This window comes from Profundibacter amoris, assembly GCF_003544895.1.
In the GTDB taxonomy this organism is placed as follows: domain Bacteria; phylum Pseudomonadota; class Alphaproteobacteria; order Rhodobacterales; family Rhodobacteraceae; genus Profundibacter; species Profundibacter amoris.
Genome location: NZ_CP032125.1, coordinates 3,234,935 through 3,259,961 on the forward strand (window position 1 = coordinate 3,234,935; position 25,027 = coordinate 3,259,961).

30 protein-coding genes are annotated in these 25,027 nt (G+C 57.1%); 9 read left to right on the top strand and 21 right to left on the bottom strand.

What is annotated here, in order from left to right:
* Positions 1-130: 130 nt before the first annotated feature.
* Positions 131-889 carry an electron transfer flavoprotein subunit beta/FixA family protein gene (locus tag BAR1_RS16180; RefSeq protein ID WP_118943987.1) on the top strand — a complete coding sequence of 253 codons (759 nt, stop codon included), beginning with the start codon at positions 131-133 and terminating at the stop codon, positions 887-889.
* Entirely contained in the window at positions 889-1,815 is a 927-nt protein-coding gene (locus BAR1_RS16185; protein ID WP_118943988.1) for an electron transfer flavoprotein subunit alpha/FixB family protein, read from the top strand. The genes BAR1_RS16180 and BAR1_RS16185 overlap by 1 nt, the downstream gene beginning before the upstream one ends.
* Positions 1,816-1,865: 50 nt before the next feature.
* On the opposite strand, the gene BAR1_RS16190 is transcribed toward BAR1_RS16185, so the two are convergent.
* Positions 1,866-2,693, bottom strand: a complete 828-nt coding sequence (locus tag BAR1_RS16190) for a DUF6473 family protein (protein WP_118943989.1) — start codon at positions 2,691-2,693, stop codon at positions 1,866-1,868.
* A 150-nt stretch (positions 2,694-2,843) separates the two neighbouring features.
* On the opposite strand from BAR1_RS16190, the gene BAR1_RS16195 reads away from it, so the two are divergent.
* Complete coding sequence (locus BAR1_RS16195; RefSeq protein ID WP_118943990.1) at positions 2,844-3,719, top strand: 3-hydroxybutyryl-CoA dehydrogenase; 876 nt, start codon at positions 2,844-2,846, stop codon at positions 3,717-3,719.
* On the opposite strand, the gene BAR1_RS16200 is transcribed toward BAR1_RS16195, so the two are convergent.
* The 7 genes from BAR1_RS16200 to BAR1_RS16230 are packed head-to-tail and all read right to left on the bottom strand — an operon-like array spanning position 3,716 to position 9,057.
* On the bottom strand, positions 3,716-4,588 hold the full coding sequence (locus BAR1_RS16200; protein WP_228408874.1) for a lysophospholipid acyltransferase family protein: 873 nt from the start codon (positions 4,586-4,588) through the stop codon (positions 3,716-3,718). The two genes, BAR1_RS16195 and BAR1_RS16200, sit on opposite strands and share 4 nt — an antisense overlap.
* A 16-nt stretch (positions 4,589-4,604) precedes the next feature.
* Complete coding sequence (locus BAR1_RS16205) at positions 4,605-4,877, bottom strand: HPr family phosphocarrier protein (protein ID WP_118943991.1); 273 nt, start codon at positions 4,875-4,877, stop codon at positions 4,605-4,607.
* Positions 4,878-4,883: 6 nt separating this feature from the next.
* Positions 4,884-5,276: a PTS sugar transporter subunit IIA gene (locus BAR1_RS16210; protein WP_118943992.1), complete on the bottom strand. Its 393-nt coding sequence runs from the start codon at positions 5,274-5,276 to the stop codon at positions 4,884-4,886.
* Positions 5,273-6,199: an RNase adapter RapZ gene (gene rapZ, locus BAR1_RS16215; RefSeq protein WP_118943993.1), complete on the bottom strand. Its 927-nt coding sequence runs from the start codon at positions 6,197-6,199 to the stop codon at positions 5,273-5,275. The genes BAR1_RS16210 and rapZ overlap by 4 nt, the downstream gene beginning before the upstream one ends.
* A gap of 1 nt (position 6,200) precedes the next feature.
* On the bottom strand, positions 6,201-6,620 hold the full coding sequence (locus tag BAR1_RS16220; RefSeq protein WP_162891818.1) for an HPr kinase/phosphorylase: 420 nt from the start codon (positions 6,618-6,620) through the stop codon (positions 6,201-6,203).
* A 14-nt stretch (positions 6,621-6,634) separates the two neighbouring features.
* Complete coding sequence (locus tag BAR1_RS16225) at positions 6,635-8,359, bottom strand: sensor histidine kinase (RefSeq protein ID WP_118943995.1); 1,725 nt, start codon at positions 8,357-8,359, stop codon at positions 6,635-6,637.
* Entirely contained in the window at positions 8,356-9,057 is a 702-nt protein-coding gene (locus BAR1_RS16230; RefSeq protein ID WP_118943996.1) for a response regulator transcription factor, read from the bottom strand. The genes BAR1_RS16225 and BAR1_RS16230 overlap by 4 nt, the downstream gene beginning before the upstream one ends.
* A gap of 336 nt (positions 9,058-9,393) precedes the next feature.
* Here BAR1_RS16230 and BAR1_RS16235 point away from each other — a divergent pair, with 336 nt between their 5' ends.
* The 4 genes from BAR1_RS16235 to BAR1_RS16250 all read left to right on the top strand — a co-directional run bounded on the left by BAR1_RS16235 (position 9,394) and on the right by BAR1_RS16250 (position 13,873).
* Positions 9,394-10,992, top strand: a complete 1,599-nt coding sequence (locus BAR1_RS16235; RefSeq protein ID WP_118943997.1) for a phosphoenolpyruvate carboxykinase — start codon at positions 9,394-9,396, stop codon at positions 10,990-10,992.
* On the top strand, positions 10,989-11,552 hold the full coding sequence (locus tag BAR1_RS16240; RefSeq protein WP_118943998.1) for a DUF3859 domain-containing protein: 564 nt from the start codon (positions 10,989-10,991) through the stop codon (positions 11,550-11,552). The genes BAR1_RS16235 and BAR1_RS16240 overlap by 4 nt, the downstream gene beginning before the upstream one ends.
* 111 nt (positions 11,553-11,663) lie before the next feature.
* Positions 11,664-13,295 (top strand): acyl-CoA dehydrogenase family protein, encoded by a 1,632-nt coding sequence (locus BAR1_RS16245; RefSeq protein WP_118943999.1) that lies wholly within the window; start codon positions 11,664-11,666, stop codon positions 13,293-13,295.
* A gap of 89 nt (positions 13,296-13,384) precedes the next feature.
* On the top strand, positions 13,385-13,873 hold the full coding sequence (locus tag BAR1_RS16250) for a hypothetical protein (protein ID WP_118944000.1): 489 nt from the start codon (positions 13,385-13,387) through the stop codon (positions 13,871-13,873).
* A 10-nt stretch (positions 13,874-13,883) separates the two neighbouring features.
* Here BAR1_RS16250 and BAR1_RS16255 read toward each other — a convergent pair whose 3' ends face one another.
* Positions 13,884-14,582, bottom strand: coding sequence for an alpha/beta fold hydrolase (locus BAR1_RS16255; protein WP_118944001.1), 699 nt, complete (start codon positions 14,580-14,582; stop codon positions 13,884-13,886).
* A gap of 175 nt (positions 14,583-14,757) precedes the next feature.
* Here BAR1_RS16255 and BAR1_RS16260 point away from each other — a divergent pair, with 175 nt between their 5' ends.
* Positions 14,758-15,054, top strand: a complete 297-nt coding sequence (locus BAR1_RS16260; protein ID WP_228408592.1) for an META domain-containing protein — start codon at positions 14,758-14,760, stop codon at positions 15,052-15,054.
* 87 nt (positions 15,055-15,141) lie between these two features.
* Here BAR1_RS16260 and recO read toward each other — a convergent pair whose 3' ends face one another.
* From recO to folK, 12 genes are all read right to left on the bottom strand, one after another.
* On the bottom strand, positions 15,142-15,867 hold the full coding sequence (gene recO / locus BAR1_RS16265) for a DNA repair protein RecO (RefSeq protein ID WP_118944002.1): 726 nt from the start codon (positions 15,865-15,867) through the stop codon (positions 15,142-15,144).
* A 12-nt stretch (positions 15,868-15,879) separates the two neighbouring features.
* Positions 15,880-16,209 carry a DUF1491 family protein gene (locus BAR1_RS16270; RefSeq protein WP_118944003.1) on the bottom strand — a complete coding sequence of 110 codons (330 nt, stop codon included), beginning with the start codon at positions 16,207-16,209 and terminating at the stop codon, positions 15,880-15,882.
* Positions 16,206-17,117 carry a GTPase Era gene (gene era / locus BAR1_RS16275; protein ID WP_118944004.1) on the bottom strand — a complete coding sequence of 304 codons (912 nt, stop codon included), beginning with the start codon at positions 17,115-17,117 and terminating at the stop codon, positions 16,206-16,208. The genes BAR1_RS16270 and era overlap by 4 nt, the downstream gene beginning before the upstream one ends.
* A complete protein-coding gene (gene rnc, locus BAR1_RS16280) occupies positions 17,114-17,800 on the bottom strand; it encodes a ribonuclease III (protein WP_118944005.1) in 687 nt (228 codons plus the stop codon). Before rnc ends, era begins: the two co-directional genes overlap by 4 nt.
* Positions 17,797-18,579: a signal peptidase I gene (gene lepB, locus BAR1_RS16285; protein WP_118944006.1), complete on the bottom strand. Its 783-nt coding sequence runs from the start codon at positions 18,577-18,579 to the stop codon at positions 17,797-17,799. The genes rnc and lepB overlap by 4 nt, the downstream gene beginning before the upstream one ends.
* A 62-nt stretch (positions 18,580-18,641) precedes the next feature.
* Entirely contained in the window at positions 18,642-19,043 is a 402-nt protein-coding gene (gene acpS, locus BAR1_RS16290; protein ID WP_118944007.1) for a holo-ACP synthase, read from the bottom strand.
* Entirely contained in the window at positions 19,040-19,645 is a 606-nt protein-coding gene (locus BAR1_RS16295; protein WP_118944008.1) for a LysE family translocator, read from the bottom strand. Before BAR1_RS16295 ends, acpS begins: the two co-directional genes overlap by 4 nt.
* Positions 19,638-20,396 (bottom strand): pyridoxine 5'-phosphate synthase, encoded by a 759-nt coding sequence (locus BAR1_RS16300; protein WP_118944009.1) that lies wholly within the window; start codon positions 20,394-20,396, stop codon positions 19,638-19,640. Before BAR1_RS16300 ends, BAR1_RS16295 begins: the two co-directional genes overlap by 8 nt.
* 42 nt (positions 20,397-20,438) lie before the next feature.
* Positions 20,439-21,089 (bottom strand): DUF2062 domain-containing protein, encoded by a 651-nt coding sequence (locus BAR1_RS16305; RefSeq protein ID WP_118944010.1) that lies wholly within the window; start codon positions 21,087-21,089, stop codon positions 20,439-20,441.
* Between the two features lie 35 nt (positions 21,090-21,124).
* A complete protein-coding gene (locus BAR1_RS16310; RefSeq protein ID WP_118944011.1) occupies positions 21,125-23,254 on the bottom strand; it encodes a RelA/SpoT family protein in 2,130 nt (709 codons plus the stop codon).
* A 28-nt stretch (positions 23,255-23,282) separates the two neighbouring features.
* Positions 23,283-23,636, bottom strand: coding sequence for a DNA-directed RNA polymerase subunit omega (gene rpoZ / locus BAR1_RS16315; RefSeq protein ID WP_118944012.1), 354 nt, complete (start codon positions 23,634-23,636; stop codon positions 23,283-23,285).
* Positions 23,637-23,715: 79 nt separating this feature from the next.
* Entirely contained in the window at positions 23,716-24,321 is a 606-nt protein-coding gene (folK, locus tag BAR1_RS16320) for a 2-amino-4-hydroxy-6-hydroxymethyldihydropteridine diphosphokinase (protein ID WP_323368578.1), read from the bottom strand.
* 94 nt (positions 24,322-24,415) lie between these two features.
* Between folK and BAR1_RS16325 the strand changes: the two genes are divergently transcribed.
* A complete protein-coding gene (locus BAR1_RS16325) occupies positions 24,416-24,988 on the top strand; it encodes a LabA-like NYN domain-containing protein (RefSeq protein WP_118944013.1) in 573 nt (190 codons plus the stop codon).
* The last annotated feature ends 39 nt before the right edge of the window (positions 24,989-25,027 follow it).

Here is a 25,027-nt window from a genome sequence, read left to right on the forward strand (position 1 = left end):
AAAACGCGGCGTCGCCATGTCTATTCATGTCGATTTTGCTCTGTTTTTCACCGCGACACTGGGCTAACAAACCTGCGAGAGCTTGGACAACTCCGCCCTTTGTGGGGGAATTAATAGGAGAGATACGCTGATGAAGGTGCTAGTGCCAGTCAAGCGCGTGATCGACTACAACGTGAAGGTTCGCGTCAAAGCGGACGGATCGGGTGTTGATCTCGCCAATGTCAAAATGTCGATGAACCCTTTTGACGAAATCGCGGTAGAAGAAGCGATCCGCCTGCGCGAAGCGGGCAAGGTCGAAGAAGTGGTTGCCGTTTCCATCGGTGTCAAACAGGCACAGGAAACCCTGCGCACCGCTTTGGCGATGGGCGCTGACCGCGCCATTCTGGTGATTGCCGCCGATGATGTGCATCAGGACATCGAGCCGCTGGCCGTTGCCAAAATCCTGAAGGCCATCGTGGATGAAGAAAAGCCCGATCTGGTTCTGGCAGGAAAACAGGCGATCGACAACGACATGAACGCCACCGGCCAGATGCTGTCAGCATTGCTGGGCTGGTCGCAGGCCACCTTTGCCTCCGAAGTGGACATCGATGGCGATCACGCCACCGTCACCCGCGAGGTGGACGGCGGTTTGCAAACGATCAAGGTCAAGATGCCAACCATCATCACCGTTGATCTGCGTCTGAACGAGCCACGCTACGCCAGCTTGCCCAACATCATGAAGGCCAAGAAAAAGCCGCTGGATGAAAAAACCGCCGCCGATTACGGCGTCGATGTCACCCCGCGTCTGACCGTTGTGAAAACCGGCGAACCTGAAACCCGTGCTGCGGGTGTGAAGGTGGCGGATGTGGCCGAACTTGTTGCGAAACTCAAAGAAGCGGGGGTTGTCTGATGGCTGTATTACTATTGGCAGAAGTGAACGGCAGCGAATTGGCTGTTGATGCAACTGCAAAAACCCTGACCGCCGCGAAAATGCTGGGCGATGTGACCATCCTGTGTGCCAGTGCCGGCTGTTCCGGTGCGGCCGAAGCGGCTGCGAAACTGGATGGCGTGTCCAAGGTGCTGTGCGCCGATGATGCTGCCTATGGTCACGATCTGGCCGAACCGGTTGCCGATCTGATCGTGGCGCTGGCTGGCGATTACGACCATATCGTTGCCCCTGCTACCGCATCTGCGAAAAACGTGATGCCACGGGTTGCCGCACTGCTGGATGTGATGGTGATCACCGATATTTCCGGCGTGGTGGATGGCGATACGTTTGAACGCCCGATCTATGCGGGCAACGCGATCCAGACGGTGAAATCCACCGATGGCAAAAAGGTTCTGACCGTTCGCACCACAACCTTTGACGCCGCTGGCGAAGGTGGTTCTGCCGCTGTCGAAGCCGCGCCTGCTGTTGCCAACCCCGGCCTGTCCGAATGGGTTGAAGACAAGGTTGCCGAAAGCGATCGACCCGAGCTGACCTCGGCCGGTATCGTGGTTTCTGGTGGTCGTGGTGTCGGGTCGGAAGACGACTTTGCGCTGATCGAAAAACTGGCCGATAAACTGGGTGCTGCTGTTGGTGCGTCCCGTGCGGCAGTTGACTCCGGCTATGCCCCGAACGACTGGCAGGTTGGCCAGACCGGCAAGGTGGTTGCGCCCGAACTGTATATCGCGGTCGGCATTTCCGGTGCGATCCAGCATCTGGCCGGCATGAAAGACAGCAAGATCATCGTCGCCATCAATAAAGACGAAGAAGCGCCGATTTTCCAGGTTGCCGATTACGGGCTGGTTGCCGACCTGTTCGATGCGGTTCCGGCGCTGATCGACGCGCTGTAAGCCGATATGAAATCGTCAAAAGGCCCGCCATATCCGGCGGGCCTTTTTGTTTACAGCAAGTGTTTCAACGGCTCGACCAATGCGGCCGCCACTTGTTCATGCGCCCCAACCCCCATCAGTTCGCGGGCGGCCAGTTCATCCAGCGGGGAATAGATCATCCCCTCGGTCCCTTTGGCCAGTGTCAGCACGTCTGGCACAACCTCGACCACTTCGGACACATGCGGTCGGATTTCCTCGACCATGCTGCGATCCACGAACAGCGGGTCGCGCCCCAATCCGTTTGGCACCGGTGGACTATCTGGCGAGCGGTCGGAAAACCACAACAGAATGGTCTTGCCCTCGATCTTGTTGATCAACAGCTTTGTGCGCGCCACCCACGCCGCCCGCAATTCACCCTGCACCACCGAAAACCGTTCCGGCGATATGGCCTGCAATGCGTTCATCAGATGTTTGGTAAAACTGAACTCGGCAAAATCCACCTCGCTGTAGATGGTTTTCAGCAAGGCCGAAGCCCGTAAAAACCTGTCATTGCGGCGCGGATGCACGGCGTAAAACCGGTTGGTCATATTCTGCGCCCCCAGCGCCTGAATAACCGTCACCCGCGCATTGCCGCAGGCCTCGAGCACGGAAGGTTCGTTGATAAACACATCCACCCCGGCGTTTACACAGCCAAAGTTTACGGTTTCCATGCCGATTGCATGTTCGACCAGCGCGGAAAACGGTTTTTCAATGAATTTGCCGTAAGTTTCCGTGCTGCCGATCATCGCGATAAAATCCCCCGTCATTTCCCGACGCGGCCCGCGAAACAGCAATTTCGATTTCCCGTATCTGCACGGATAATAGTCAAGGGCACATTCGCCCAGATTCAAATAGGTCATTCCACCCACCCCTTGTTTCGATTCACCCAAAGACAGATTCGCGCAAAGGAGTTTCCAAATAGCTAAACCAACAATTTGCCGTAATTTTTAGCGCCTTGCCCCCTCTGCATACAGGCCGTAAAGTCGCCCCAAGCAGTCACGAGGTGTGCTATGGAAGTTCAAAAAATCGGTATTGTCGGCGCGGGTCAGATGGGCAACGGGATTGCCCATGTTTGCGCTTTGGCGGGCTATGATATCATCATGGCCGACATGTCGAGCGAGGCGCTGGACAAGGCGCGCGCGCTGATTGATCGCAACATGGAACGGCAGGTCAGCCGCGAGAAAATTACGGCCGAAGACAAGGCCACAGCCCTTGGGCGCATCAAAACCACGCTAAAGCTGCCCGACCTTGGCCAGACCGATCTGGTGATCGAGGCTGCAACCGAACGCGAGTCGATCAAAACCGCCATTTTCGAGGATCTGATTCCGCATCTTCAACCGCATACTTTACTGACCTCGAACACATCCTCGATTTCGATCACCCGCCTTGCATCCCGCACCGACCGGCCGGAAAAATTCATGGGGTTCCATTTCATGAACCCCGTGCCGGTCATGCAACTGGTCGAACTGATCCGCGGGATTGCCACGGACGAAGAAACATTCAAGGCCTGCCACGATGTGGTGGAGCGGCTGGGCAAAACCGCCGCCACCGCCGAGGATTTCCCCGGCTTCATCGTCAACCGCATCCTGATGCCGATGATCAACGAGGCGGTATACACGCTTTACGAAGGCGTCGGCTCGGTGCAATCCATCGACACGTCCATGCGACTGGGGGCCAACCACCCGATGGGTCCGCTGGAACTGGCCGATTTCATCGGGCTGGATACCTGTCTGGCGATCATGAACGTGCTGCACGACGGGCTGGCCGATACCAAATACCGCCCCTGCCCGCTGCTGACCAAATATGTCGAGGCCGGTTGGCTGGGCCGCAAATCGGGCCGCGGGTTTTACGATTACCGTGGTGAAACACCGGTGCCGACGCGCTAGATTTTCGGCTTTAACGCCAGTGTTTTATCCCGCAACCACGCCATAAACCCGCGCGGATCTTTGGACCATTCCACCACTTCTTCTGGCGGGATCGGCTCGCCGATGATCGGTGCTTGCGGTTTCTTCAGTGCTTTCACCACCTCGTGCAACAGCAGCCCCTGACGGATTGTCGCCGAAACCAGGTTGGCAATCAGATAGGTGCGCGTGTTGCGACCGGGAAAATAGATTGGCACCACGGTGGCACCGGACCGCAATATCATTTTGGCGGTGAAGGGGTTCCACTCGGCCTCGATCGCGGGGCCGAAAAAGGTTTTGCTTGAGGCCACAACCCCCGCCGGAAACAGCACAATCACGCCGCCGTCTTTCAGGTGGGACATCGCCTCTTTGCGCATGTTGATATTCAGGCGTTGCGAATTTTCCTCGTGCGGGAAGGCCACGGGCAGCATGAATTTTTCGATCTCGGGGATGCCGGTCAACAGGCTACGGGTCAGGATTTTGTAATCGGTGCGCACCTTGCCAATCAATTCCGCCAGAACCAGACCATCCACCAAACCATGCGGGTGGTTCGCCACCACGATCATCGGCCCTGTAGGGGGGATTTTGGCAATCTGTTCTTCGGGCGTCACAACGTCAATCTGCATCAATTGAAGGGCGCGGGTAAAGAATGGTTGGCCACTCACAACGCCTTCCTGCTCGAATTTGCGGATCAGGCGCAGCAGGGGGATTTTACCAGTGCCCCATTCCATCGCCCGGATAACCAGCACCTTGAACGGGTTCTTGAAGGTATTGGCGTAGGACAATTTCTGCCGCTTGTAGGGCACATAGTCGGAATCCTGTTCCGCCGGTTTATCTTGCGCACTATCCACCAAGAGTTTTCCAGTCACCTTACATGTCTTCGCCGAAACGGTCGGCCACAAGCACCTTTAGTGCATCCATCAATTTGTCGGCTTCAGGGCCTGTCGTCTCAACCTCAATAGAGGTTCCGACCGAGGCTGCCAACATCAAAAGCCCCATGATCGAATCCCCGGATGCGCTCATCCCGTCCTTGAACACCTCGGCGCTGGCATCGTGTTCCTCGACCATTTCGACAAATTTGGCCGAGGCCCGCGCATGCAGCCCCTTTTCATTGGTTATTTTCATTGTCTGGCGGTTGCTCATAAGGGGCTATCCATTTGTTCCGTCAATACAATCTATATACTTTCGCCCCGCAATAAGCGCCGCAGACACCGCTTCGTCAAACGGTTTATCGCGCGATTTGGCCAGCTTCACCAGCATCGGCAGGTTTGCGCCATACAGGATCTTGCGATCCTTCTTGCAACAGGCCCCCAGTGACAGGTTCGAGGGAGAGCCGCCAAACATATCTGTCACCACAACAACGCCATCGCCGGTATCAACATCTTCGGCGGCAGCACGGATTTCATCCCTTTTGCCTTCGCGGTCACAGTCGTTTTCGATGGCGATGGTGCGAATCCCTGTTTGCTTGCCGACAACATGTTCGACAGCGGACAGATATTCTCTGGCCAATCCCCCGTGCGCGACAATCACAATGCCGATCACGATTTGTCACCCCGACTGCTTGCAGACCCGTTCTGGGCCTTTCGTTCCATTTCCCTATGACGAATAGACACCTGCCACCCATCCTGCGCAAGGGCATTCACCAGCTTTTCCGCCACGGCAACTGATCTGTGCTGACCGCCGGTGCATCCAAACCCGATTGACAGATGCGCTTTGCCTTCTTCGATATAGGCGGGCAGAAGCATATTAATCAGCTCCTTCACCTTGCCAAAGAACGCAGCAAACCGCGGATCGGTGGCGATATAATCGGCCACCTCTTTATTGCGCCCGTCAAAGCTGCGCAGGCTTTCCTCCCAATGGGGGTTTTTCAGAAAGCGGCAGTCAAAAATCATATCCACCCCGCGCGGCACACCGCGTTTATAGGAAAAGGAATGGACAGACACCGCCAGCTGCTGCCCTGTTTCAGGGGCAAACCAGCGTTCAACCTCGGCCCTAAGATCATGCGGGGACATGGTGGATGTATCCAGCAACACGTCGGCACGCGCGCGGATCGGCACCAGTAAATCGATTTCCTGTTCAATCCCCTGAATCGGGGATTTGGCCGGCGCCAGTGGATGCCGGCGGCGCGTTTCGGAATAGCGGCGCACCAGAACATCGGTGCTGCAATCCAGATACAGCAATTCAACTTTCAGCCCGTCTGTGCGGGAAAGGGTCTCGATCATCTCGATCAGGGCGGCGGTGCTGAAATCGCGGTTGCGCACATCGATGCCCAGCGCCAGCGGGTGACCGATTGGCGGTCCATCCAGCAGACGCGGCAACAGCGACAAGGGCAGGTTGTCGATCGCCTCGTAACCCGCATCCTCAAGCACCTTGATGGCGGTCGAGCGGCCAGCGCCTGACGGGCCGGTTACCAGCACAACCCGCTGGTCGCTTGTTTTGGGTGTCGATTGATTGCTGGCCGTCATATCACGCGCTTCGCCCGCCTTTCAGATATTGTAGAATCGCTGCCGGAAAATGCGCAGCTTCTACTTTGTGCAGCAAGGGGGCTTTTTGGCCAAGTAAATTGTAGGTGCGATGCGGCGGCAGACGGTCGGTTTCCAGCTGTTCCAGATCGACCACCAATGCAACGCGGGCCACGCAACTGTCGGCGGCCAGCAGGCCAACGCCACGGGCCTCGATCATACCGTCAATCGTTTCGGGGGCGCGGGCCAGAATACCGCCCTCGCCGGATTGCAATACCGTGCGATCATCCGCAACCAACGTGGCGCCCAAAGCCATCAACTGCAAGCAAAGCGCGGATTTACCCGACCCCGAAGGGCCGATCACCAGCACAGCCCTGCCATCAACAGCAACAGACGAGGCATGAACAACAAGCGGGCCATTCACGCGGGTGCCCATACCTACAAGGGCAGGCCCACGACAAACCGCGCACCCAGCGGTTCTGACGTGATGTCGGCCTCGGTCGGGCGAATGTTTTCAGCCCAGATTACACCACCGTGGGCTTCGATGATCTGTTTGGAAATCGACAGGCCAAGGCCCGAGTTATTGCCATAGTGCTCTGCCGGACGTTCGGAATAAAACCGGTTGAACACCTTGTGCAGTGCCTGATCCGGAATGCCGGGGCCAGTGTCTTCGACCACCACCAGTATCCGGTTTTCCCGCCTCCGAGCCCAAACGCGGATGGCATCGCCTTCCTCGCAAAAGGAAATCGCATTGGTGATCAGGTTCACAAACACCTGCGCCAACCGTGCCTCAAGGCCATATATGACAATTGAATCCGGCGGCAGATCTGTAATCAGCTCCACCCCTTTTTTCGAGGCTTCCTGCCCCAGATATTCGCCAATGTTTGAGACGGTTTTCAACAGATCAAAGCTTTCTTCTTCTTCCTTGACCAATTCGCTGTCCAGCCGCGAAGCATTGGAAATATCGCTAACCAGACGATCCAGCCGGCGCACGTCATGTTCGACCACATCCAGCAGTTTGTTGCGCTGTTCATCCTTTTTGATAATCCGCAAAGACCCGACCGCCGAGCGCAGGGATGCCAGCGGGTTCTTGATTTCATGCGCCACATCGGCGGCAAACTGTTCGTTGGCATCGATCCGGTCATATAGCGCGGCAACCATCCCGCGCAACGCAACTGACAGGCGCCCGATTTCATCAGGCCGCGCTGTCATATCGGGGATACGGATACGCCCTGGGTTCAGCTTGCGGGCATCCCTGTCACGGCCCAGTTCGGCAGCAGCGGCCAGATCGGACAACGGGTTGGCAATGGTCGAGGCCAGCACAAGACTTAACCCGATCGACACCAGAATAGCGATCACGAACATCTGCAAAATCTGTTCACGCTCGGCGCGCACAAGATGGTCAATTTCACCGGCAGCCGTCGTGACAGCAATTGCACCTACAGGTGCCCCGTTACGGACAATCGGCTTGGCCACCGAAAAAATGATTTCGCCGGTATCATCGTAACCGGATTTAACCCTGGTTTCCCCGGCAAGCGCCGGTGCAACCAGTTCTTCTGCCATGCTTTTTGCTATTGCTTCCGAATCCAGTGCGGATTTGGGGGCCAACAAGCCCGAAACGCTTTCCCAGACCGCATTCAGAAAATCGGTAATCAGAGTGCTACGGGTGTCTTTCTGCAAACTGGTAACCGTGGCGCTATCTGGATCAGCCTGACTGCGGGTCATACTGACAAGTTTTTGATCCGGATCGAAAACGAACACCTCAATACCAACAGGCAGATCCAGGTTTTCCAGCGTGGATGCAACCTGTGCGCTGTCTGAAAAATCTTCCACGCCGCTGGCTTGCATTTGTGCTTCGAACACATCGGCAATCAATCCGGCTTCGGTCACGAACCCCTGTTCCCGCTGCAAAACCAGACTGTCGCGAAACGGGTTCAGGTACAGCACACCGGCAACAAGGATAATAATCGCAATCAGGTTAAAGGTAATGATCTTGCGGGCAAGCGGCGACCGGTTGATCGACACCAGCCCACGGCGTTTACGCCGTGAACTTCTGGCCGAATCCTGCGTCTGGTCCGGACCATCCCAGTCCTCGCCCAGCGCGATGTCAGCATTTTTTGTCGATTTGCCGCGAAACACATCTATCCCCGATACAATGCTCATTCTTCGTTGTATCTGTATCCGATGCCATAGAGGGTCTCAATCGCCGAGAAATCATCGTCCGCTGTGCGCATTTTCTTGCGCAGACGTTTGATATGGCTGTCGATTGTGCGGTCATCGACATAGACCTGATCGTCATAGGCCACATCCATCAGCTGATCACGGCTTTTGACAAACCCGGGCCGTTGGGCAAGGGCCTGAAGCAACAGGAATTCGGTTACTGTCAGGGAAACTTCCTTTCCTTTCCAACTGACCGAATGGCGCAATGGATCCATCCGCAGATTGCCCCGTTCGATCACCTTGGTTTCTTCGGTGTCGCCAACGGTATTATTTTCAATCGCGTCCTGACGGCGCAACAAGGCGCGGATACGTTCGACCAGCAAACGCTGCGAGAAAGGCTTTTTGACGTAATCGTCGGCCCCCATGCGCAGGCCCAGGACCTCGTCGATCTCGTCATCCTTGGAGGTCAGGAAAATCACCGGCATCTTGGTTTTCTGGCGCAAGCGTTGCAGCAGGTCCATACCATCCATGCGGGGCATCTTGATATCCAGAACAGCCAGATCGGGCAGGCCGATATTAAAGCCGTCCAGCGCGGCCTGACCATCATTATAGGTTACAACCTCGAAACCTTCCGCTTCGAGAGTCATTGCGACGGACGTCAGAATATTCCTGTCGTCGTCCACCAATGCGATTTTCGCCATGGGGAATTCCTTATGCTGCCTCGGTTTATTATTTTTTATACTACAATCACGCGTCTTCCTTTTCAATTCAACTGTAATCTGCGAATCGCAAGCTTGCGCAGCACCTATTCCAGCCAAAAAAGGCCACCAATGGCTAATATGTCTCACATAAGATGCGAATCTTGTCGCATTAATGGTAATTGGTTGCGCTAACTGTGCCAAACCGCCCTGTTTTTTCAACCGGACCCCATGCTAAGACCCCCCTGTCAGCCAAACGCTGACCGGCGCGTTGCTGGCCTTTTCGCGCCGAATTCCACATCGCAATGGCCGCTGACAGGCGGCAACAGGAGCTTGCAAATGATGACTGGACGGGTGAATCCCGCCAAACGACTGGAAGATCAAGGGATCACCGGTCTGGGCAACGTATATTACAACATTCTGGAACCTGCACTGATTGAACAGGCCGTGTTGCGCAAAGAGGGGCACATCGGCAACGGCGGCACCTTTATGGTCAGCACCGGCCAATATACCGGCCGTTCCCCCAACGATAAATTCATCGTTCGCACCCCCTCGGTCGAGGATCACATCTGGTGGGAAAACAACCAGCCGATGGATGCGGCTGCATTCGATGTTCTGCATGCCGATATGCTGGAGCACATGAAGGGCCGCGATTATTTCGTGCAGGACCTGTTTGGCGGCGCTGATCCGGCGAACCGCCTGAATGTGCGTGTGATCACCGAACTGGCCTGGCAAAGCCTGTTTTCCCGCACCATGCTTCGCCGCCCCGAGCGCGCCGAACTGGACACCTTTGAAACCGAATTCACCATCATCAACAGCCCCAGCTTCAAGGCCGACCCCGCCCGCCACGGCTGTCGCACGGAAACGGTGATTGCACTGAATTTCGACAAGAAGCTGATCCTGATCGGTAACACCGAATATGCCGGTGAAATCAAAAAGGGCGTGTTCACCCTGCTGAACTATATCCTGCCCGGCAAAGGCATCATGGCGATGCACTGTTCGGCCAACCACGCCACCGGCAACCCCGATGATGCGGCCGTGTTCTTTGGCCTGTCGGGCACCGGTAAAACCACCCTGTCGGCCGATCCGTCGCGCACCCTGATTGGTGATGACGAACATGGCTGGTCCGACAACGGTATCTTTAATTTCGAAGGTGGCTGTTACGCCAAAACCATCAACCTGTCGAAAGAGGCCGAGCCGGAAATCTACGCCACCACAACCAAATTCGCGACCATCATCGAGAATATGGTTTACGACGAAGAAACCCGCGAGTTGGACTTCACCGACGACAGCCTGACCGCCAACATGCGTTGCGCCTATCCGCTGCATTATATCTCGAATGCGTCCAAAACCTCAATGGCGGGGCACCCGAACAACATCATCATGTTGACCTGTGATTCCTTCGGCGTGCTGCCCCCGATTGCCCGCCTGACACCGGCGCAAGCGATGTATCACTTCCTGTCAGGCTTCACGGCCAAGGTTGCCGGCACCGAGCGTGGCGTAACCGAGCCGGAGCCGACATTTTCCACCTGTTTCGGCGCCCCCTTCATGCCGCGCCGCCCCGAAGCCTATGGCAACCTGCTGCGCGACAAGATCGCCCATCATGACGCCACCTGCTGGCTGGTCAACACCGGCTGGACCGGCGGGGCCTATGGCACCGGAAAACGGATGCCGATCAAGGCCACCCGCGGGTTGCTGACGGCAGCCCTTGACGGATCGCTGAACGGGGCCGAATTCCGCAAGGATCCGAATTTCGGCTTTGAGGTTCCTGTTGCCGTGCATGACGTTGACAACAGCCTGCTGAACCCGCGTGATACATGGGCCGACAAAGACGCCTATGACGCACAGGCGGCAAAGCTGGTCGGTATGTTTGCCGAAAACTTTGGCCAGTATATGGACTATGTGGATGACGACGTAAAAGCCGTGGTCATTGGATGATAAAACTTCCGGCGAAAGCAGTTTTGTGGTTGATTACGGCCCTTGCTTTTGCCGGAACTTTTGCTGCGGCACAGGATAATATCTATACCAACTCCGATCTGATCGACGGGTTCGAATATGGTCTGGTCTGCGATACTAATGTTGTCGGTTCAGCCGCTGCGCCAGACACCGACATCGGCGAAATCAATATCATTTCGGGTACCATCGAGTTTTCATCCCGCGGCACCCTTGTGCCTGCTATCCCCGGCCTGTCCTTCGGTGTGAAAACCCGCGCTGTGGGCGACACAAACCTTGACGGCGTAACCTTCCGCGTCACACACCCGCCGCTGATTGGCTCCGGCACAACCAAACAAAGCTGGCAGGGATTTATCGAGGCAAACCGCCTTTCCGCGCAGCTGTATTCCTTTGATCTTCCCTCGGAAATGGTCACCGGCAGATGGACGTTGGCGGCCTATCAGGGGGATATCCTGCTTTACCGCATTCCCTTTGACGTGATCGCACCCAAAGACGCGCCGACCTATCTGAAAGAGCTGTGCAATCTAGGGGCCTATACCAGTTAGGCGAATTTCCTTGCGTCATATTTATTCAAAATTCACACCCATTACGTATTTTTGTTGCGCAACCATCCCTTTCCCCCTATGCCGTTCCTGACAGACAAAAGGACGTAAACCATGGCCCTACCCGACATCCTGACCCTTGCCAAATCCACCCTGCCAGCCGTGCAATCCCTGCTGGATGACGCCACCACAAACCTGCGCGAAAAGGTGGTTGCGGACGGACGGGTTTCGGGCGCGTTGCTGGAGCAGCATCAGGATACCGCACATGCGCTGTCATGGCTGGCGACCTATTCGCAGGCGCTGCACCAGATGGCCGCGTGGGCCGACCGGCTGAACAGCGACGGCAAGCTGGGCGAAATGGAGCAACTGATCCTGCAAATCGCTTTCGGCGAATACCTGTCACAGATTGCCGGCGGTATCCCCATGTCGCAGGGTGAAATCGCCCGCCTTCGGGATTTCGGCCTGACCATGCCGGACACGCCGGAAATCGCCACCTTGATGGCCGATGGAAACACATCACAGGCCCGCATGGACCTGATTGCACTGATGCAGGAAAACGCCGGCCACGCCACCTTTGGCGCGACGGGGCTGGATGACGAGCTGGAAATGATCCGCGAACAGTTCCGCAGGTTTGCCGATGACCGCGTGGTGCCAAATGCCCATGAATGGCACCTGAAGGACGAATTGATCCCGATGGAGATCATCACCGAAATGGCGGAACTGGGCGTTTTCGGCCTGACCATCCCCGAGGAATACGGCGGCTTCGGCCTGTCCAAGGCCAGCATGTGCGTGGTGTCCGAAGAACTGTCGCGCGGCTATATCGGAGTGGGGTCGCTGGGCACCCGCTCGGAAATCGCGGCGGAACTGATTATCTGCGGCGGCACCGAGGAGCAGAAACAACACTGGCTGCCAAAAATCGCCAGCGCGGAAATCCTGCCAACGGCGGTCTTTACCGAACCTAACACAGGGTCCGATCTGGGATCACTGCGCACCCGCGCGGTGAAGGATGGCGACGATTACACCATCACCGGCAACAAAACATGGATCACTCACGCCGCCCGCACCCATGTAATGACATTGCTGGCCCGCACCGATCCCGACAGCGCCGATTATAAGGGCCTGTCGATGTTTCTGGCCGAAAAGACACCGGGCACCGATGAAAACCCCTTCCCCACCGAAGGCATGAGCGGCGGCGAGATCGAGGTTCTGGGCTATCGTGGCATGAAGGAATACGAACTGGGCTTTGACGGTTTCAGGGTAAAGGGTGAAAACCTGCTGGGCGGGGTCGAGGGGCAGGGCTTCAAACAGTTGATGCAGACCTTTGAATCCGCCCGCATCCAGACCGCCGCCCGCGCCATCGGGGTTGCGCAAAACGCGCTGGAGGTCGGGATGCAATACGCCAATGACCGCAAACAGTTCGGCAAATCCCTGATCCATTTCCCGCGTGTGGCCGGCAAGCTGGCGATGATGGCGGTGGAAATCATGATCGCCCGCCAGATGGCCTATTTCGCTGCGTGGGAGAAGGACCATGACCAGCGCTGCGACCTTGAGGCCGGCATGGCAAAACTGCTGGGCGCGCGGGTGGCCTGGGCGGCAGCGGACAACGCGCTGCAAATCCACGGCGGCAACGGCTTTGCGCTGGAATACCAGATCAGCCGCATCCTGTGCGATGCCCGTATCCTGAACATATTCGAGGGGGCGGCGGAAATTCAGGCGCAGGTGATTGCGCGGCGGTTGCTGGGGTAGACGGCCCAACCTTCCAGCGCAGGAAGTTGACCCTGCATTCCCTTGCCACGACGAAAACCGGATAGATATATTCAAAAGGGTGTCTGCACATGTTGAAATTACCGAAATTCCTGTGGCTGGTCATTCTGGTCCTGCTGGCAGCGCTTGGTTTTCTGACCAACAAATTCATCATCGCCGGCAATACAATCCCCAGCAAAGATGACCGCACGGCCATTCTGGTCACCTCGGATGAACGCATCATGATCCTTGGCGAAATGCGCGGTTTTCTTGAAGCCATTCAGGGGATTGTCGAAGCCACAGCCGAGGGCGATCTGGAAACCGTTGCCAAGCTGGCCACCCAAACAGGGGCGGTAAAACCGGATATGTCGCCGTCCCTTATCGGGAAATTACCGATCGAATTCAAAACCCTTGGCTTTGCCACCCATGATCTGTTCACCGAACTGGGAAAGACCGCGCAAGGCGGCGATCCGGTTGCGGTGCAGAAAGAGCTTGGTGATCTGATGCTGAATTGCACAGCCTGCCATGCAGGCAACAAATTTGTTGTCGAAGGCTCGCCCGAGGCCATGCAAGGCAACTAGGGCGTAGACCCTAATCCAGCAACCACTCCTGCAAAAGCCCGGTCAGTTGGCCGGGCTTTTCCATGGTCGACATATGGCCGCAATCGCTGACCACCTTTAGCCGTGCATCGGGGATGCCTTCGGCCATTTCACGGGCCAGATCGGGCGGGGTCAACTGGTCTTCGTCCCCGACGACAACCAGCGTCGGGCAAGTGATCGTCCCCAAAATCGGCACCGAGTTGGCGCGCCCTATGATAGCGTGGATTTGCTGCGCCCAGACATCCGGCCCCGTGTCCATGGCCATATCAATGATCGCCTGTTTCAGTGCCCTGTCACTGTGGCGAGATTTGGCAATACTCAGGTTCAGAGTGGCATGGCACACGGCCATGAATTTACCCGCCGCCACCAGTTCCAGCGCCTCATGCCGCAGGGCGGTTTTTTCCGGCGTATCGGCGCGGGCCGAAGTATCGAGCAGTGCCAGCCGGTCCACCCGTTCGGGTGCCTGGCGCATGATTTCAAAACACAGGTAGCCACCCATCGACAGACCGGCGAGGGCGAAACGCGCAGGCGCATTTGCCAGAATATGCGCGGCGATATCGGCCATGCTGTCGTGCTGCATGTGGTCGCCGATGATCACTTGGCGATCCCGCGAAAGGCGGGGGATTTGCGCGGCAAACAGGGCATCCGTGCAGGCCAGACCGGGGATCAGCAACAGGGGGGTGGCAGGCATATTGTTGGCTTTCTTGTGATTTTACATCTGTTACCCAGTGTATATCATCGCCGGATACCCGTAACCCCCCGAAAGGATTGTGATGCGTATCCTGATTGCCCTGCTGATGTTCACCCTGACGGGGTGCAAATATGATGAAACCATTTAGGGCTATGTGGACCAGCGGGCCGAGTGGGTGTTGGTTGAACTGGACGGCAAACCCTTTTCCGCCCGCGCGACCATTGCTTTTCCTTCAAAGGGTCGGATCGCGGGCCAAGCCCCCTGTAACCGCTATTCCGCCACCCAGTCCGCCCCGCGCCCGTGGTTCGGGGCGGGACCGGTGATTTCCACAAAAATGTCCTGCCCCGATCTGGCGGCAGAGCAGCGATTTTTCAAAGCTCTGGGGGAAATGACGCTGGTTGATGTATTGGGGAATGTACTGGTTCTGTCCAATGAGACGGGCGGCGAGATGGTGTTCAAGGCGACGCCTTAGCGGAGCCGCTTGCGCGGCGCTTTATGTCTCGCACCCTGCGGGTGCTCGGGCGCCTCCGGCGGGGATATTTGGGCCATTTGGAAGAGGTTAGCTGTGCCGGATATAGGCATCAACGAATCGTTGCCGGGCGGCGGGCAGGGGTTTGTTGCCAAGTGAATGGGCCAGCCAGTGGGTCAGGAAATGCCCTGTCAGGCGCAGCCCGTCGATGATTTCGCTGTCGGGCGCCGGCCCTTGACCCAGCAGGCACAGCGGCAAGGGCAACAGGCGGTCGGCCCATTCGCCAGCCCCTTCGGCACTGACCGCGCGGCCGGATTTGGGGGAAACATAGGCCAGATCATCGCGGCTGCCGTTCACCGCACAACGGCGCAAATCAAGGCCAAAGCCCAGATCCTCGAGCAGGGCCAGTTCCCAGCGCAGGTAAGCCAACGGCCAGCCTTCGGTATTGCCCAGCAGATCAAACAGGGTGACGGAGCGTTGGTATAAAGCTGCATGCGCCTCGCGTTCGGGCAGGGCAAAGGCCAGCAGCGCGCAGATGGAATTGAGCGCCGACAGCGTTAGCCGGTCCGCCATCACCGCTGCAGCGCGGCTGCGCAGGGGTTCCGCCGTAAAGCTGCCCAGATGGTCGGCAAGGCGGGCGCGCCAAGTGACGTCCAGTTGCGCACCGGGTTGCAACACAGGTGTCATTTTACGCGAGGATGCCCCGCGCACAACACCCGCGTGCCGCCCGTGTTCGGCGGTGAAGACTTCGATGATAGCCGAGTTTTCGCCGTGCTTGCGCACCGCCAGCAAAACCCCTTGGTCACGCCATTCCATCTGGTAAGCGTATTACGCCAGCCCCGGTTCGTCCAGCAGGTGACGGCCCTGTTTGTCCTCGACCTCGATCACCCACAGATCGGGGTCGAAGGATTTTTGCCGCTGGATCGACATATCCACCTCGGCCTCGCAACCAACAGCCATGCCGATCCACGCACGTTGCCCTTTTTCCAGATCGAACGAGCGTTCAAACGCCTGCGCATTGCCGTCCAGTGTGTTCAGTTTGACGATCACCGCCCCTGCCGTCAAATCGCCCTTCTGGGTGACAAACGCGGGGATATTGGCCAGATTCAACCGCTGCAAATAGGCCTGAACCCAAAATTCCGTAGTCAGCCGCGTCACTTGTTGCCATCCTTGAAGTTCAGGCCCATTTCGGAATAGCGCTCGGCCTCGTTCAGCCAGTTGGGGCGCACTTTGACTTGCAGGAACAGATGCACCTTGCGGCCCAGAAATTCCTCGAGCTCCTCGCGCGATGCCTTGCCCACGGCCTTGATGGTTTCGCCCTTGTGGCCCAGCAAAATCCCCTTGTGGCCGTCGCGCATCACATAAATCAGCTGATCAATCTTGACTGAACCATCCTTGCGATCCTCCCAGTTTTCGGTTTCGACCGTCAACTGGTAAGGCAATTCCTGATGCAGGCGCAACGTCAGCTTTTCGCGGGTGATCTCGGCGGCGATCATGCGCAGCGGCAGATCGGCAATCTGGTCTTCGGGATAGAGCCACGGGCCTTTTGGCAGTTCTGCCGCCAGCCATTTGCGCAGCGTATCCACGCCATGGCCCTTTTCGGCGGAAATCATAAAGGTTTCGGTAAAGTCATAGAGATCGTTCAGTTCCTTGGTCAGCACCAGCAATTTGTCGGCCTTTACCTTGTCGATCTTGTTGATGGCCAGCGCCACGGGGCGGCCACCGGCGCGTTCGTTCAGAGCCTCCAGAATAACCTTGACCCCGGCGGTCACACCGCGATGCGCCTCGACCAGCAGCACCACGATGTCGGCGTCCGCAGCGCCGCTCCAGGCGGCGGCGACCATGGCGCGGTCCAGCCGGCGGCGCGGGGCGAACAGGCCGGGGGTGTCTACGAAAACCAGTTGGGTGTCGCCCTCGATCGCAACGCCGCGAATACGGGCGCGGGTGGTCTGCACCTTATGCGTCACGATAGACACCTTGGCCCCCACCATCCGGTTCAGCAGCGTCGATTTACCGGCGTTCGGCTCGCCAATCAGGGCAACAAAGCCCGCGCGTGTTTCGGTCATGTTGTACCTTCCAATCGGGCCAGTAGCAGCTTGGCCGCAGCCTGTTCGGCCTGTCGTTTTGAATTTGCCGTGGCGGATTGGCTTTCGCCGTTTTCCAGCCGCGCCTCGATGGTGAAGACCGGTGCGTGGTCCGGCCCTGTGCGTTCCACCACCACATATTTCGGTGGGGGCAATTTGCGGGCCTGCGCCCATTCCTGCAAGGCGGTTTTGGCGTCGCGCGCGTCGGCGTCCACGGCCGTAACCCGCTTGCCCCACAGGCGCAGCACCAGCGCCTTGGCCGCCTCGAATCCGCCGTCCAGATAAACGGCTGCGATCACCGCTTCCATGGCGTCGGCCAGCAGCGCCTCTTTGCGGCGGCCACCGGACAGCATTTCCGAGCGGCCCAGTTTCAGCACCGCCCCCAGATCGAATTCCCGCGCCACATCGGCGCAGGTTTCCTTGCGCACCAGCGCGTTGAATCGCGGGGCCAACTGACCCTCGGTGGCGGCTGTGTCCGCCATGAACAGGGCCTCGGCCATCACCAGACCCAGCACACGGTCACCCAGAAATTCCAGCCGCTGGTTGTCGTCGCGGGTGGGGGATGACATCGACGAATGGGTAACGGCCCGATGCAAAAGCTCGGGCCGCTTGAACGTGTAACCGATCCGGCCCGCAAAGGCCTTTAATTCGGACGAGAGTTTCACTGAACCGCCTTGAAGAAACGGTCCGAACGCCATGTCCAGAAATAGAACAGCGATTTACCGGCAGACGAAAACATGATCCGGTCCGCGCGCCCGATGATGTTTTCAAACGGCACATAGCCAACACCGCCCGCGTTCTGCGGGAAACGGCTATCGGTGGAATTGTCGCGGTTGTCGCCCATAAAGAAATAGTGGCCTTCGGGCACAACATATACGCCGGTATCATCCTGTGCCTGTTTGGTAATATCCAGAATATCATGCGACACACCGTTGGGCAGGGTTTCGGTTGCCCGTGTCTTTTCGCAGACGCCGCCAACACCCGGATTGTTGGAGCAACGCGGGAAAGTGCCGGCCGATCCCTGCCGCTCGTAGGTTTCGGTGAACACGCCAGCGGGTTCGATTTTTACCGCTTGGCCGTTGATATGTAGCACGCTGTCTTTCATCTGGATTTTGTCACCCGGCAGGCCGATCAGGCGTTTGATGAAATCATTGCCGTTCACCGGATGGCGGAACACCACCACATCGCCGCGTTCGGGTTCGGACCCCAGAATACGACCGGAAAACGGGCAGGCCGAGAACGGGCAGGAATATCTGGAATAGCCATAGGCCATTTTGTTCACAAACAGGAAATCCCCGATCAACAGGGTATCTTTCATCGAACCCGAAGGAATCCAGAAGGGCTGAAAGAACAGGGTGCGGAAAACGCCTGCGATCAGCAGTGCCCAGAACACCGTTTTAACTGTTTCCATGATGCCATCGGGTTTTTCTGCTTTGCTTGCCATTATGCCTGAAATTCCTGCTCGGGTTGATGTTTAAGGCTACATGAATGGCGGCGGCGGCAGAGTCAAGTTTTCGGGCGTGCTTCGATGATCACAAAGGCCTGTGCCCAGGGGTAATCGTCGGTCAATGTCACATGAATGATGGCCTGATGACCCGCAGGCGTCATCGAATCCAGCCGTTCCCGCGCCCAGCCGGTCACTGCCATCACCGGCTGGCCGGTTTCCAGATTGCTGACCGCCATATCTCGCCACGAAATCCCCATCCGCAGACCGGTGCCCAGTGCCTTGGAGCAGGCCTCTTTTGCGGCCCAGCGTTTGGCATAAGTGCCCGCCACGTCCTTGCGACGCTCGGCCTTTTGCTGCTCGACTTCGGTGAACACACGGTTGCGAAACCGGTCGCCAAACCGCGCCAGCGTTTTTTCGATGCGTTCGATATTCGCAAGGTCTGTACCAATACCCAGGATCATGTGCGCCACGTCAACAATCGAACCCCGGCAAGGGTGAATAGGACCGCAAGCGTGCCGTCAACCCAGCGCTTAACTTTGCGGTATCCACACACAACTTGCTGGTTAGAAAACACGATAGCATAGCCAAAGTTAATGATGATCGCGAGCGCCGCACACCCAGCCAAAATGAGGAACGTGTGATACGCTGGCGCTCCAGCGGGCATTCCCAAGACCACAATAGTGGTCCAGCTAAACACCGCTTTCGGGTTGGTCAGATGCAGCGCCAGCCCCGAAAAATAGGCGCGCTGCGGATTTACAGTGCCTTCCTGAACGGGTGTATTACGATAGGCCGCGCGCCCCGCCTTATAGGCCAGCCACAAAAAATAGCCGCCACCTGCAATTTTCAACCCTGTCAGCATCCACGCGGCCTGACTTAGCAAAGCCGCCGTGCCCAGTGCTGACAGCACCCCCCAAACCACCGATCCGGTCACAACCCCGGTAGCAAAGCGCATACCCGCCATCCGGCCATAAGCCAGCGATGTCCCCATGATTGCCATGATAGATGGCCCCGGACTGGCTGCTAGAACGGCAAAGGCCAGCCATGCGACCCAGACATCAGCCATTACGTGCCTCGTCCATCAATTCGCGCATTTTCTGGATGGCCGGTTGCAGCCCCAAAAAGATCGCCTCGCCAATCAGGAAATGGCCGATGTTCAGCTCTACCACCTCGGGGAATTCGGCAATCGGTTTGACAGTGTCATAGGTGATGCCGTGGCCCGCGTGCACTTCAAGACCCAATGCATGGGCGTAAGCAGACATATCGCGCAGCTTTGCCAGTTCGGCATCGGCCACATCGAAATACCCTTCGGAAAAGGCGTCGCAATAGGGGCCGGCGTGCAGTTCAACGATGTTCGCGTCGATCCGCGATGCCGCATCGATCTGGCGCTTGTCAGTGGCTACGAACAGCGACACACGACAGCCCGCCTCGCGGATGGGGGCGATGAAATGCGCCAGCCGGTTTTCCTCGCGCGCGACTTCCAGACCACCCTCGGTGGTCAGTTCCTCGCGCTTTTCGGGCACGATGCACACGGCGTGGGGTTTGTGGCGCAGGGCAATCGCCTGCATTTCCGGTGTCGCCGCCATTTCGAAATTCAGCGGCACCTTCAGCACTTCCATCAACCCGTCGATGTCGGCATCCGAGATATGCCGCCTGTCTTCGCGCAGGTGTGCAGTGATGCCATCGGCGCCTGCATCTTCGGCCAGTTTGGCAGCACGCAGAGGTTCCGGATAGCTTCCGCCGCGTGCGTTGCGCACGGTAGCGACATGATCGATATTAATCCCAAGCCGCAGCTTGCCCAGATATTCCTGACCCATTGAATTGGCCCCTTTGTGACTCGATTTCACAAAAGCCTAGACCTATTCGCCACCCTCGTCAGCCTTCTTTGCCTTCTTTTCGCGAATTTCTGCAAGTTTCGCTTTTAGACGGCCTTTGCGGCGGTTCTGATAGGCACCAATCACCGGCGCGCTAAGGTAATAACAAATCGCACCCACAATCGGCCCTAGGATCAGACCGCCCACCAGATAAGGCAGGAATATTTCGTGATAAAAACTGCCAAGATTGCCCCATTCGGCAACCTGATCGGTAAACATCGCCCAGAAATTATGCTTCAGGTCATCCCACGCACCGCCAAATGTGGCCATCAGAGAATGGTTTACCCCTTCGTCATAATGCGACCCCAAAATCCAGTGGCCAAGTTTCAGGCCACCCACGGCAATGAACGGGAATGTCAGCGGATTGCCGAAAAATGTTGCCATAATCGCGGCAATGACATTCCCGCGAATGGCCAACGCAATCAGCGCGGCGATGACAAAGTGAAATCCGAACAAGGGCGTGAAACTGACCAGCACGCCGGCAAATACCCCGCGGGCAATCCGGTGGGGCGGGTCCGGTAGGCGGCGCACACGGTGTTTGACGTAATGGAACGCCCGCACCCATCCGCCTTTCGGCCAGATCAGCTCCCAAAGCACCTTGAAAAAGGGCCTTTTATCGCGGCGTTTGAAAACCAATCTGGTTGTCCTTCACTCTTAAAATTCATGCCCGATCAGGGCTTGCGGGCTGGATCCCGATACCGTTCCAACGCAGCGACATCGCTGTCTGCTTCCAGTGCAGTCATTACCGTATGCAGATGCTCGACATCTCTCAAGTCCACATCAATCAGAATTCGGTAAAAATCCGGTTTCCGGTCCATAAATACCAAATCCGCAATATTGGCCTTTTGCTCGCCGATCAATGTGCAAATTCGTCCCAGCACGCCAGCGTCGTTTGAAATGGTCATCATAAAGCTGACGGTATGACCTGCAGGGTGTTTGCCGCTGTGCCAGTGCAGATCGACCCAACGGTCATTCTGGTCCTCGAATTCCGACAGGACAGGGCAGTCGATGGCGTGAACCACCACACCTTTGCCACGGTAACTGATGCCGACGATCCGTTCACCGGGAACCGGCTGGCAACAGGATGCGCGCTCGAATGTCTGGTCCTGCTCCAACCCGACAACCGCGCGGGTCAGTTCCACTTCGTCACCGGTGTGGGTGGCCAGTTCGGGATACAACCCTTCGACCACTTCGCGGGCATTCATTTCGGCGCTGCCCAGCAGGGCAAGCAATTCGTCGGTATCTACCAGCCCCATACGTTTTGCCGCGGTGGCAAGTGCCTTGTCGGTCGCTTTCTTGCCGACATGTTCAAACGCCACGCGGGCCAGTTCACGGCCCAATTTGATAAACCGCTCGCGGTCCTCGGAACGCAACGACCGACGGATCGCGGATTTTGCCCGCCCCGTCACGGCAATATCGATCCACGTTGCCTGCGGACGCTGACCTTCGGCTGTCATGATTTCAACCGATTGGCCGTTCTTTAGCCGCGTCCACAGCGGCACACGAATTCCATCCACCCGCGCCCCAACGCAAGAATCACCAATCCGCGTGTGGATCGCATAGGCAAAATCCAGCGGCGTCGCCCCGCGCGGAAGTTTCACAACCTCGCCTTTGGGGGTGAAACAAAACACCTGATCCGAATACATCTCAAGCTTTACATGCTCCAGAAATTCGTCGTGATCTTCCGAGGCATCCAACCGTTCGGTCAGCCCCGCCACCCATTTCGCCGGATCCACCGCAAAGGGGTTTTCCGACCGCACACCATCGCGATAGGACCAATGCGCCGCCACACCGGATTCCGCTACATCGTGCATTTGCTGGGTTCTGATCTGCACCTCGACCCGCTTGCCGTCACGGCCCGAAACCGTCGTGTGGATTGACCGGTAGCCATTCGATTTTGGCTGGCTGATGTAATCCTTGAACCGCCCGGGCACCGCGCGCCACCGCTGATGGATGGCGCCCAGCACACGGTAACAATCGCATTCGGTGTTGGTAATCACACGAAAGCCGTAGATGTCGGACAAGCGGGAAAACCCCTGCCCCTTTTCTTCCATCTTGCGCCAGATCGAATAGGGCTTCTTGGCGCGGCCCAGAACCTCGGCCTTGATCCCGACCTTGTCCAGCTCGATGCGGATATCGTCGGTGATCTTCTTGATCACATCGCCGCTTTCTTTTTGCAGCGTGATGAAGCGGCGCATAATGGAATTGCGGGCCTCGGGGTTCAGCACCGAAAAAGCCAGATCCTCCAGCTCTTCGCGCATCCACTGCATCCCCATGCGACCGGCCAGCGGCGCGAAGATGTCCATCGTCTCGCGGGCCTTTTGCACCTGCTTGTCGGGGCGCATGGATTTGATCGTGCGCATATTGTGCAGGCGGTCGGCCAGTTTCACCAGAATGACGCGCAAATCCTTGGACATCGCCATGAACAGCTTGCGGAAATTTTCCGCCTGTTTGGTCTGGGTCGAGGACAGTTGCAGATTTGTCAGCTTGGTCACACCGTCAACCAGTTCGGCAATCTCCTTGCCGAATTTTTCCTCCACCTCGGTATAGGTGGATTTGGTGTCTTCGATGGTGTCATGCAACAGGGCGGTGATGATCGTTGCGTCATCCAGCCGCTGCTGGGTCAGAATGGCCGCGACAGCCACCGGATGGGTGAAATACGGCTCGCCGGAATGGCGAAACTGCCCTTCGTGCATCGCTTGCCCATAGGCAAATGCCTCGCGGATTAGCGTTTCGTTTGTCTTAGGGTTATAGCTGCGAACAAGCGCGATCAGATCGTCTACTGTGATCTTGTCCGGCATCCGGTCCGCGCCTTATTGCAGGGGGGGGTTATGGCCGCCCCTGTGCTTCCATCAATGCCCGCAGCAGTTTTTCTTCCGACATATCGTCTTCTGCCGGCTTGTCTGCCTCGGCGCCCATCAGAAGTGCCATGGCATCTTCTTCCGGTTCGTCCACCTCGATCTGGGTTTGCTGGCTTTCGATCATCCGCTCGCGCAGATCCTCGACCGATTGGGTTTCCTCGGCAATTTCGCGCAGGGCCACAACGGGGTTCTTGTCGTTGTCGCGATCCACGGTCAGTTCAGCACCCGCCGCGATTTCACGTGCACGATGGGCGGCAAGCATAACCAGATCAAACCGGTTTGGTACCTTATCAACGCAATCTTCAACCGTAACGCGGGCCATAGGGCGACTCCTGAATATCGACTTCGGGGTATTGGAACGTGCTATTTAGGGGCTTTATTCCTTGATGACAAGTATTGAATCAGCATCTTTCCAAGGCTTTTACCTGCGCCACCTCTGCTTCTTCCAGATCATCGCGCATCTGCTTTGCCGTTCGCCCCAGAACCGGATGCCGCCAATCCGGGGCAATTTCCGCCAAAGGAACCAGCACAAATGCCCGGTCCTGAATGCGCGGATGGGGCAGGATCAACCGTTCCGGAACCCTCTTTGACTGCTCTTTCATAGGCAGATTTAGCCAATGCTGGAATGTCGCCAAATCCGGATGAATCACTTCACCATATGCCAATAAATCAACATCCAGCGTCCGCTGCCCCCAGCGCGATACCCGTTCACGGCCCATTTCCGCCTCGACCCGATGCAACCGCGACAATAGGTCCACTGCCGATAACACTGTGGATAACATTGCAACTGCATTCACATAGTCAGGCCCCGCACCGGCAGGAAAACAAGGGGTTTCGTAAAGGTGACTTGTTGTTTTTATTTCAATTTCCGCGCTCTCTAACAACGTCAGGGCGTGGCACAATGTCTGTTTGGGAACGCCAGCCTTTGACGGCAAATTCGCCCCAAGGCCAATTATCGCCGATATTGGTTCGTTTTTCTGCCCAAAGGGTTGCAAGATTTGTAACAATCCTTAAAGATGAGTGCGGTTTCGCATATTTTTAACAGTAACCACACTCACTCACGGAAACGAAGTCGAAACCGACTACCGGAAGGAAAATTTTATGTTCTACAGAGACGAACGGCTGGCGCTGTTCATCGATGGCTCGAACCTATACGCAGCGGCAAAAGCGCTGGGGTTTGACATCGACTATAAACTGCTCAGGCAGGAATTCATGCGTCGTGGAAAAATGTTGCGGGCATTTTATTATACCGCATTGCTGGAAAACGACGAATATTCGCCGATTCGCCCCCTGGTCGACTGGCTGCATTACAACGGCTTCACCATGGTGACCAAACCGGCCAAGGAATACACCGATTCCATGGGCCGCCGTAAGGTCAAGGGCAACATGGACATCGAACTGGCCGTCAACGCGATGGAACTGGCCCCGCATGTCGATCACATGGTGATCTTCTCGGGTGACGGGGATTTCCGTCCGCTGGTCGAAAGCCTGCAACGTCAGGGCGTGCGTGTTTCGGTGGTTTCGACCATCCGCTCGCAACCGCCCATGATTGCGGACGAGTTGCGCCGTCAGGTTGATAATTTCATCGAACTGGACGAATTGCGCGACGTGATTGGACGCCCCCCGCGGGAACCGGTCGCCCCACCTGTCGCGGCTGACGAAGCAGTAGACTAGCGTATGTCGCGCCAAATCGAATTCATCCGGCAAGGCGAA

Bases quoted from the DNA above. Each gene is read 5' to 3' on its own strand.
- BAR1_RS16180 (WP_118943987.1), top strand. From the start codon at position 131: ATGAAGGTGCTAGTGCCAGTCAAGCGCGTGATCGACTACAACGTGAAG.
- BAR1_RS16185 (WP_118943988.1), top strand. From the start codon at position 889: ATGGCTGTATTACTATTGGCAGAAGTGAACGGCAGCGAATTGGCTGTT.
- BAR1_RS16190 (WP_118943989.1), bottom strand. From the start codon at position 2,693: ATGACCTATTTGAATCTGGGCGAATGTGCCCTTGACTATTATCCGTGC.
- BAR1_RS16195 (WP_118943990.1), top strand. From the start codon at position 2,844: ATGGAAGTTCAAAAAATCGGTATTGTCGGCGCGGGTCAGATGGGCAAC.
- BAR1_RS16205 (WP_118943991.1), bottom strand. From the start codon at position 4,877: ATGAGCAACCGCCAGACAATGAAAATAACCAATGAAAAGGGGCTGCAT.
- rapZ (WP_118943993.1), bottom strand. From the start codon at position 6,199: ATGACGGCCAGCAATCAATCGACACCCAAAACAAGCGACCAGCGGGTT.
- BAR1_RS16225 (WP_118943995.1), bottom strand. From the start codon at position 8,359: ATGAGCATTGTATCGGGGATAGATGTGTTTCGCGGCAAATCGACAAAA.
- BAR1_RS16230 (WP_118943996.1), bottom strand. From the start codon at position 9,057: ATGGCGAAAATCGCATTGGTGGACGACGACAGGAATATTCTGACGTCC.
- BAR1_RS16235 (WP_118943997.1), top strand. From the start codon at position 9,394: ATGATGACTGGACGGGTGAATCCCGCCAAACGACTGGAAGATCAAGGG.
- BAR1_RS16240 (WP_118943998.1), top strand. From the start codon at position 10,989: ATGATAAAACTTCCGGCGAAAGCAGTTTTGTGGTTGATTACGGCCCTT.
- BAR1_RS16245 (WP_118943999.1), top strand. From the start codon at position 11,664: ATGGCCCTACCCGACATCCTGACCCTTGCCAAATCCACCCTGCCAGCC.
- BAR1_RS16250 (WP_118944000.1), top strand. From the start codon at position 13,385: ATGTTGAAATTACCGAAATTCCTGTGGCTGGTCATTCTGGTCCTGCTG.
- BAR1_RS16255 (WP_118944001.1), bottom strand. From the start codon at position 14,582: ATGCCTGCCACCCCCCTGTTGCTGATCCCCGGTCTGGCCTGCACGGAT.
- recO (WP_118944002.1), bottom strand. From the start codon at position 15,867: ATGGAATGGCGTGACCAAGGGGTTTTGCTGGCGGTGCGCAAGCACGGC.
- era (WP_118944004.1), bottom strand. From the start codon at position 17,117: ATGACCGAAACACGCGCGGGCTTTGTTGCCCTGATTGGCGAGCCGAAC.
- lepB (WP_118944006.1), bottom strand. From the start codon at position 18,579: ATGGCAAGCAAAGCAGAAAAACCCGATGGCATCATGGAAACAGTTAAA.
- acpS (WP_118944007.1), bottom strand. From the start codon at position 19,043: ATGATCCTGGGTATTGGTACAGACCTTGCGAATATCGAACGCATCGAA.
- BAR1_RS16295 (WP_118944008.1), bottom strand. From the start codon at position 19,645: ATGGCTGATGTCTGGGTCGCATGGCTGGCCTTTGCCGTTCTAGCAGCC.
- BAR1_RS16300 (WP_118944009.1), bottom strand. From the start codon at position 20,396: ATGGGTCAGGAATATCTGGGCAAGCTGCGGCTTGGGATTAATATCGAT.
- BAR1_RS16310 (WP_118944011.1), bottom strand. From the start codon at position 23,254: ATGCCGGACAAGATCACAGTAGACGATCTGATCGCGCTTGTTCGCAGC.
- rpoZ (WP_118944012.1), bottom strand. From the start codon at position 23,636: ATGGCCCGCGTTACGGTTGAAGATTGCGTTGATAAGGTACCAAACCGG.
- BAR1_RS16325 (WP_118944013.1), top strand. From the start codon at position 24,416: ATGTTCTACAGAGACGAACGGCTGGCGCTGTTCATCGATGGCTCGAAC.